The sequence below is a fragment of the Bacillus sp. L_1B0_5 genome, from assembly GCF_000836715.1.
Classification (GTDB): domain Bacteria; phylum Bacillota; class Bacilli; order Bacillales; family Bacillaceae_G; genus Bacillus_A; species Bacillus_A thuringiensis_S.
Map to the genome: position 1 here is coordinate 1 of NZ_JXIS01000055.1, position 8,625 is coordinate 8,625.

Below are 8,625 nucleotides of genomic sequence, written 5' to 3' on the forward strand. Positions count from 1 at the left end.
ATTTATGAGTTTTGCAACACCATCAATACGCATACCAAATAAACCCTATCGTTTTATTAAAAATCCAGGAAATAGTAATGAAATCCTATATTTATACGATTGAATATAATGTCACACATTTTATAAGGTAAAAAGGAAAGGATAGATGAACAGGAGAGCATACCTGTTTACATCTACCCTTTTTTACGACAATATGACCATATTAACTACTACAACTTTTCATATAATTATTGAACTATTTTTTAAATAAATAAATGGTCCCCTTCACCTTCAATTGGATCAACTACATCTTCATTAAAAGATTCAGCATGTTATCTACCATATCTATTAAACCAGCGGTTTTTATTTTCCCTGATTCCTTTCCATACCTAAGGTACCCAAAAGTCCATAGGATTTCCGAGGCTACCATCCACATTTGTGTCTCTGAAAAAACATTTTGTGCCACTAGATGAAACTGTAGATTCCTTAACAAGCTAAATCATGAAAATATACACAAAAATAGATTATCAATCATTACATTACTGCTTTGCTTCGTTCGAATAGAAAAACTCGGAAGAACGCCACTTGTTCGATATCCCCTCAATGTGATAAGGTGTCGTTCTGCAGCATCCACCTATTAAACGTGCACCTGCTTGGTACCATTCTTCAGATTGAATATCCAACGCGTTACATTGTTCATAATCATGCCATGTTTTTGTTTCTGAATTATAAGTTTCACCAGAGTTTGGATAAACAATAATCGGTTTTTTGGTGTTTGCCCTCAACTCTTGGATTGCACCAGTCACAACGTTTACTGGCGCACAATTGATGCCTATTGCTACAATTTGTTCACTTTTCTCAAAAGCTCGTGCACACTCCACGAGTTTCATACCTTCACTAATCTCTTTCTCATTTTTTAGCGAAAAGGTAAGCCACGCATATGTTTCTGGAAACTCACGCAATAATGTATCTAATACTCTTGCTTCTTGCAGGGAAGGGATCGTTTCAAATGCCAATAGATCTGCACCTGCTTCAATTAACGCGGACATTCTCGAACGGTGAAAGTCTGCTAATGTTTTATCTGTCACACCATAGTTGCCTACATACTCTGAACCATCTGCAAGGTAAGCCCCGTACGGCCCAACTGATGCAACAACCAATGGTTTAGGCCTATTCGTTTGCTTATTTTCCTTCCAAAAATCATCTCTTGCCCTTCTTGCAAGTAACACCGTTTTCTTAATTAATTTCAAAGCTTCCTGTTCTTGTATTCCACGCGTGGAAAAACCACTAATAGTAGCTTGATAGCTTGCTGTTATGGCACAGTCCGCTCCAGCAATAAAATAATCTAAATGAACCTGATAAATTAGTTCTGGATTTTCTAGTAACACACGTGCCGACCAAAGGGGATCGTCCAAATTACATCCATGTGCCTCCAATTCTGTAGCTAATGCTCCGTCAAGAATCATAATGGAATGTTGGGATAAAATATCATCAATTGGGTTGATTTTGTTCGACATAATCTACGCCCCTCTTTTTTAGATTTTTTGTTAGATAATAACTTCCATAGCAAAACAAAATAAACGGTATGCCGCAATATAAGGCAATCCTCTGTGTTGGATCGAATGCAATTCCAATACACGATGCCAGACAAAGGATAAAAGAAGCAATTGGTACTAATGGATATAGTGGTGTGCGATAAATCAAGTCCTTTTCAGAATTTCCTTCTTTCAAAAATTGTCTGCGAAATAGGAACTGGGAAGCACTAATACTCATCCAAACTACGACTACTGCTAGACCGGAAATGGAAACAAGTACGATATAGACAGTATCTGGTGCCACAATACTTGAGAGCAAAGCCAAAGCTCCACCCACCATGCTGAAAATGACGGCGTTGATTGGAACACCTTGCTTCGTCATTTTTCCAAAAATGGGGGATATCATGTTCTTATTAGCAAGCGACCAAAGCATTCTAGAAGAGGCGTAAAGGCCTGAGTTTGCCGCAGATAAAATGGCTGTTAAGATAACGAAATTCATTATGTCAGCTGAATATGGCACCCCAATTCGTTCTAGAACTGCAACAAAAGGGCTCTCTAATACCCCCGCATCGGAAGTAGGCAATAACGCAGATAAAACAACAATCGTTCCTACAAAAAAGATGATCAATCTCCACAGAGTAGTTCGAATGGCCTTCGGTATCATTTTTTCCGGGTTCGCTGTTTCTCCAGCTGCAATGCCTATTAATTCTGTTCCCGAAAAAGCAAAATTAACCGCAAGCATGGTCATCATAATGGCCGTAGCACCATGAGGAAATAAACCTCCACTTGTAAAATTAGAAAAGAATGGCGCTGCTTTTGAATGAGCCATCGGAAGAAACCCTAGCATTGCCGCTACTCCTAAAACAATAAAAATCAAAATAGCTATAACCTTTATCGATGAAAACCAAAATTCGGATTCGGCAAAAAATTTAACAGTCAGAACATTTAATACAAAGATCAAAATGGCAAAAAGAGCACTCCATACCCAAACATTAATCGATGGAAACCATCGCTTCATAAGTAATCCTGCGGCTGTAAATTCAGAACCTAAAGCAACAGTCCAAGTTAACCAATACAACCAGGCTACTGTATACCCTGTACCCGGTCCAATGTATTTAACTGCATAACTATGAAATGCGCCCGTTTCGGGCATATGTACGGAAAGTTCTCCTAAACATAGCATAACTAGATAAACCACTAGTGCACCAACCAAATAGGATAGAATTGTTCCAAATGGGCCAGCTTGTTGAATAGTGTAACCCGAACTTAAGAATAAGCCCGTTCCAATCACCCCACCAAGTGATAGCATGACTAAATGACGTGCTTGCATTTTCCTTTGAAATTCTTGCCCATTTTTGTTCTCCATTTCTACTCTCCTTTAGTTACTATCCAGAAAAAACAAAAACGCACTCTAAAAAAGAGGGCGCTACTGACAAATAAAAACGGAAGCTCTCATCTATCAGGATTATCACCCGCTGGAATTAGCACAGTGTCTACTTAAGCAGACCTGTTGCTGAGGTTTCATAAGGCCAGTCCCTCCACCTCTCTGGATAAGAAATATTTTTTTATAACCTTATCAATCCATTCAATAACTGTCAAGATAATTCTGTTTTTTTCAAAAAAATCATCTATTATAGAAATACAAAAAAGGAGTATTACTATAACTGTAATCCACTCCTTCTTGGGTATTATTTAAAAATCGAACATACAAAACCTCATTTATTTATGATACAGTTCACAAGCACTTCCTCAAAATTTGATGCTCTTCTAAATATCTTCTTACTTCTTTGGCTATGGGGATCACCGCAACTTAGAGATGTGTGACGAGACCCCATCGCCATCAAGCTAAGGTTTTGAAGTACCCCCTAAATGACAATTTTCTTTCTCTACAATTAATTATTTCGAGAAATGAGATCATATTTTTGTTTTGGGGATGTTTACTTTTCTTAAGTTAATGGGTATGCGGCCGTACCCTTAAACAAGAAACACAAGCGCCAGCTACTAAAGAAGAGCCTAAAAAAGAAGAAGCTCCGGAAAATAAACCTGGAATTAGCAAAACTAAATTCAATCAAATCAAAAATGGAATGAGTTACGACGAAGTTAAAACTATCATTGGTAGCGACGGGGAAGTTTTATCATAGACTGGGCAAGCTAGCGAACAACTTCATACCATTATGTATAAATGGAATGTAGAAAAAGGATTTGGTGCTAATGCGAACTTCATGTTCTAAGAAGGTAAATTGCAAAATAAATCTTAATTCGGTTTAAAATAAAAAAAGCACTCATATGAGTGCTTTTTTAAATTCCTAATAATTGCTTTTTCTTCGCTTGAAACTCTTCTTCAGTAATAACTCCTTGATCTAACAACTCTTTATACTTCAATATTTCATCTGCCCCACTTACTGATGCAGAAACTTGAGGTTTGCTTTTATTAGCTAAAATACTCTCAATATACTCTTTAATTTCTACAACCATTTTTTCTTCTTTTTTTGTAAACATTACTGTGTTTTCATCTGCTGCTGCAGCCATAACCCCTTTTTTACTCTCTTGACTACCCATAAAAATAAATTGTATGTAACCATTTGTGAAGAAATTGGCTTTTTTAATTTGAATACCAGTCATATTGTTAATATCAATGGTTTTTTCACCGTCTAATCCATGATTTAAAAAATTCAAGGCTCCTCTTCGCTTCAGTCGAATGAAGTTATCCTCTATTCTTACTACTGTTTTCCCTGCCCCTTTAAACTCAAATGTTCTATCCAAGCTCTTCCCCCCTATAATTACATAATGTATTACTCAAATATTATAACTCTGAATCTTTATTTACAAAATATAGATTTTGTTCACTTTTACGATACATTTATGAAACAGTCGTATGTTACGTTATAAAAGTCCATTTTTTGAATCATTTTCATTCTGTTAAAAAGTCCCAGATCTTCTAGGGCTTTTTAAGTTTAAATAAAGAGGTATACCAAATTTCTCAATGTACAATATTACTTAACATAGTAAAATAATAATTGAATTGGCGTCCAATACATATCATTAAAATTAAAGTGATTCAAGTCGGAGGAAGGCACCTTTGGGTGTCTTTTCTTTATTATAAAAACCCTCAAGCATTCTTACACTTGAGGGCTTATCAATTGAAAGGTAGGGCTGTTTGGAGTTCTTTATATTAAGAACAAAGCGGGATTACTCCTAAACCAATTAATAGAGCTGCAGCAAACGCTGGAATTGGGACAGGGATCTCGATACCCTCTACAACTAAGAAGTATTGTCCACTTACTACTTTAAAACAAACTAATTGCATGGTTATTCCTCCCTTCTGCTAAGATTAATACATTATATTATTTAATCTAATTATTGATATAATTCAATAGTTTGTTTTTAAGAAAATGTGCAATTTATTTATATTCAGGTGAAGCGCCCTAAATCATCTTTCCCTTATTTTTAAAAGAACCTGCTTATTTAATCCTTAAAAACATAAAGTAATTTGAATCCATTAAAATACATGAGTGACTCCTTATTTTTCTCCTACTATTTAAAGGAGGAATTATTATGGGCTTTGGTGGTAGCTGCGGTGGCGGCTGTGGCTTTGCAGGAGGATTTGCTTTATTAGTTGTATTATTTATTTTATTAATTATTGTTGGAGCTTCTTGCTTCTGCTAAAAACTATGGGAAAAGACACTCTTGTTTGGGTGCCTTTTCTTTTTCTCAATATAAGAGCTATAAAAATATGCTATAGTTTTAATAGAAATTCCCTTTTCTGCAATGAGATAAAAATACCCAACAAAAAACCCACCTATTTCCATAGGTGGGCCTTATCTTTATTACACAATACCAAATTATACTCCCATTTTTTCACAAACTTTATGCAATTATACAATTTCTCCTTTATGTGTACTGATTTCATTTTACGGATTTTATTCATTAATACATTTTGCGGTTTTAAAATCTTTATTTATATAAGTAGCTCATACATGGGTTTAAATATTTGTACCAATATTATCTAATGTTTTGGGATTTACTTTTTCTCCATCTATTGTCATCTTTATTTTTTGCTTCGAATTTGCTGTTACCACCCAAGCATTCGGTAAATAGCGATCTTCACGAGACAATGTAGAAGGTGAATTTATAACCCTTCCTCCTAAATATAGAGTAGCAGAGGATCCTCCATCCATTGCCATTGCATTTATTGCTCCTTTTTCATATAGAATATCTTGACACTCTTTTAACGTAGCCCCTATACTATGCGTCTGTCTACCGTCAATAACTAAAAACATAATTGTACCATCTTCTTTTTGTGCCATAATACTTCGCGGTGCAGAGCCCCAGCCACCGTCTCCTTCTGTAATCATTTTTTCTCCATTTACAATTAACTGTGGCATAAATCCTGCCGCTGAAACGACTTGTTTATCCAAAAGTTGTTGGGTAGAATAATTTCCTGTTATCATTTGCCCAAACTTTGTTAAACCCGTAATAATTGTAGGGGTATTTCTATCCATATTCGTATCAATAGCTTCCCCATTTTCTATTACTATTCCAGTTGCAACATTTCCTCCACCCCTTCCTGTTTCATCAGCAAATCCACTTGCATTCACAGCAACAAGTGCATGATTACGCTTTGCCATTACGCTAATTTTTTCTCCTCTGTTAGCGCCCTGTGTTCCTTGATGGCTAACAAGTTTAACATTGAAGGGATTGCTAATAGTAACTAATTTCCCTTCAAAAAGAAAGCGACTATCTTTGTTACTTTTAATTGTTTCTACATCAATTTCTAATGGTTGATTTTTAAATTCTTCTAATCTTTTTCCTGCTATTTTTTTATAAATATGCTCATCACTGTTTGACCATTTCGGATGGTTAATTCTATCTTGCAGTTTATCTAGTTCCTTTTGGGATAGGAATGTATATTTCGCATATTGTGGATGCTGAGAAGTTAGTATACTCCCAGCCATTGTTATACGAAGCTCTCGGCCATAGCTAGTACCAAATAATATTCCTATGCCAATAAGCATGAAAATAGACAACAGTAGCAAAATTCGTTTGAAGATTTTTCTTAGATGTTTCATAGTTTTATCCTCCAGCATTCATTACATTCAATAAATCCATTAAAATATTATTTATCTCAAGACATAAGTGTTTGATTTCCTCATTTTTGAATTCTCCACTAGATTTTAGCAATCAAGGCAAAATACTTATTCCGCATTTCGCTTTTACTTCAGTGTATATTTACAAATTTAATAACGTTTTTGCAACCATGAAATAAATTACTAATCCTGTTCCGTCAACAAATGTTGTAATAAATGGACCCGAAACAACTGCAGGATCTAGTTTTAATTTTCTTAGAATCAAAGGTAAAACTGCTGCTACAAGAGAGGCCCAAATAACAATAAATAATAAAGTAATTGCTACAACTTGTGCAACTTCTGTTCCAACTCCCAACATATAAGCACGAGTGAGCCCAGCTATTCCAAGTGCAAGTCCGAGAAGCATACCTATTGCAAATTCCTTTTTCATTACACGGAAAATGTCTTTAAATTTGACCTCTCCAATACCGATTGCACGAGTAATTGTTGCTACAACCTGTGTTCCTGTATTTCCACCAGTACCTACTAGTAACGGAACAAAGAAAGCAAGGGCAACTACAGTTTCAATTTCATCTTCAAAATACTTTAATACTGTACCTGTATATGCCTCAGCAACAAAAAGAAGTAATAACCATGGTAGACGTTTTAAGAAAATGCTCCAAATGCTAGCTTCAAAGTAAGATTGATTCAATGGCTCACTTCCGCCTAACTTTTGAATATCTTCTGTAGCTTCTGCTTCCATAACATTCATTACGTCATCAAAAGTTATAATACCAATCATTTTATTATTTGCTGTTGTCACAGGTATTGCTGCTAAATTATAATTCAGTAGCTTTTTTACAACTTCTTGCTGGTCAACTTCAGCTTGTACTGAAATTACCTCTTGAATCATAATAGTAGATAATATCTCTTCATCTGCTGCTAGTAATAACTCATGTATGGAAACGATTCCCTCAAGATAACCATGACTATCAAGAACATAACTATAAGATATTGATTCTACATTTTCAGAATGTTCCCTAATGTACTTCAATGTCATTTTTACTGACCAATTTCCTCTAACTGCAACAAAATCACTTGTGACAAGACTTCCTGCCGTTTCAGGTTTGAAATTCATCAATTTTTTTACGTTATGTTTTGTAATTTTGTCTAGATACGCCATTAATTTAGCTTGTTTTTCAGGATGAACCGCTAGAAGTAAATCTACTAATTCATCAATCGGTTGTAAATTTAGTAACTTTTTAGCTTTGTTTTCAGATAAGTGAATTAAGATATTATATTTTTCTTCTGCACTCATATATTGAAGAATTTTAGAGCTTTTTAATACGGGAATTGTATTTAGCAATATGATTTGATCTTCAATTGAAAATCTTTTTACTTCTTGCGCAACATCATACGACGGAAGACGTAAAACTTTCTCTGCATCCAAATTATTTTTGGTTACAAGTAATTCTTTTAATAATTTCTTCATGTTAACTCCTCCTCATATTGCTAAGGGAGACTCTAGAGTTTCATGAGTGGTTTTGTTTTATTTTATCTGTCTAAAATTTTTTATTAGAGCAATAATAGTTACATTGCAATCAATTCATTATTTAGAATTACCTCCTTTTTGAATATAGACAAGATAAAACAAATAACATTAAACAGAAAAACCTTTACTCAAAAAGGAGTAAAGGTTTTTTACAATACAAATAAATGATTATTAAGACAGCTCTGCCAAAATCACAGAGGTGCCTTTCTATCAAATCGTATACCACTCCCTCGTTGAGTTTTAGCACTGTATAGCATAGGTTTTTATAACCAGCTACATTAAGAAGGGCCTTAATCCGACCGTTCCTGTTGACCCATTGGCGTCTCTCGACATTTTTGGGCAGCAGCGTTTCTCTATACAGGAGCCTCACCTAACAAAGTTTATTGAATTACTTCAAAATTTAAACCAGAATTTAATATTTGTCAACTGACTTTCAATTCCATTCTTGAACTACCCCCACTTTCACTTCGTTTAGAAGTGAGGGATTCCTAAG

The 8,625-nt window shown here is 34.9% G+C and carries 7 protein-coding genes and 2 riboswitches; of the genes, 1 reads left to right on the plus strand and 6 read right to left on the minus strand.

Features of this window, described 5'->3' with window-relative positions:
• Window positions 1-518: 518 nt before the first annotated feature.
• The 4 genes from mmuM to RT27_RS36125 all read right to left on the minus strand — a co-directional run bounded on the left by mmuM (window position 519) and on the right by RT27_RS36125 (window position 4,821).
• Window positions 519-1,496 (minus strand): homocysteine S-methyltransferase, encoded by a 978-nt coding sequence (gene mmuM / locus RT27_RS19460; protein WP_043937070.1) that lies wholly within the window; start codon window positions 1,494-1,496, stop codon window positions 519-521.
• Window positions 1,471-2,880, minus strand: coding sequence for an S-methylmethionine permease (gene mmuP, locus RT27_RS19465; protein WP_043937071.1), 1,410 nt, complete (start codon window positions 2,878-2,880; stop codon window positions 1,471-1,473). The genes mmuM and mmuP overlap by 26 nt, the downstream gene beginning before the upstream one ends.
• A gap of 83 nt (window positions 2,881-2,963) precedes the next feature.
• Window positions 2,964-3,071: riboswitch (SAM riboswitch) on the minus strand.
• Window positions 3,072-3,812: 741 nt separating this feature from the next.
• Complete coding sequence (locus RT27_RS19470; protein WP_043937072.1) at window positions 3,813-4,277, minus strand: SHOCT domain-containing protein; 465 nt, start codon at window positions 4,275-4,277, stop codon at window positions 3,813-3,815.
• 409 nt (window positions 4,278-4,686) lie between these two features.
• Window positions 4,687-4,821 (minus strand): hypothetical protein, encoded by a 135-nt coding sequence (locus RT27_RS36125; RefSeq protein WP_255290326.1) that lies wholly within the window; start codon window positions 4,819-4,821, stop codon window positions 4,687-4,689.
• Between the two features lie 248 nt (window positions 4,822-5,069).
• Between RT27_RS36125 and RT27_RS33740 the strand changes: the two genes are divergently transcribed.
• Complete coding sequence (locus RT27_RS33740) at window positions 5,070-5,180, plus strand: YjcZ family sporulation protein (protein WP_000505681.1); 111 nt, start codon at window positions 5,070-5,072, stop codon at window positions 5,178-5,180.
• Window positions 5,181-5,497: 317 nt separating this feature from the next.
• On the opposite strand, the gene RT27_RS19475 is transcribed toward RT27_RS33740, so the two are convergent.
• Both RT27_RS19475 and mgtE read right to left on the minus strand, forming a co-directional pair.
• Window positions 5,498-6,583, minus strand: a complete 1,086-nt coding sequence (locus RT27_RS19475; protein WP_043937073.1) for a phosphodiester glycosidase family protein — start codon at window positions 6,581-6,583, stop codon at window positions 5,498-5,500.
• Between the two features lie 160 nt (window positions 6,584-6,743).
• The gene (gene mgtE / locus RT27_RS19480) at window positions 6,744-8,072 is read right to left on the minus strand and encodes a magnesium transporter (protein WP_016082865.1); all 1,329 of its coding nucleotides are present in this window, start codon (window positions 8,070-8,072) and stop codon (window positions 6,744-6,746) included.
• A gap of 279 nt (window positions 8,073-8,351) precedes the next feature.
• Window positions 8,352-8,517: riboswitch (M-box (ykoK) riboswitch) on the minus strand.
• Between the last annotated feature and the right edge of the window lie 108 nt (window positions 8,518-8,625).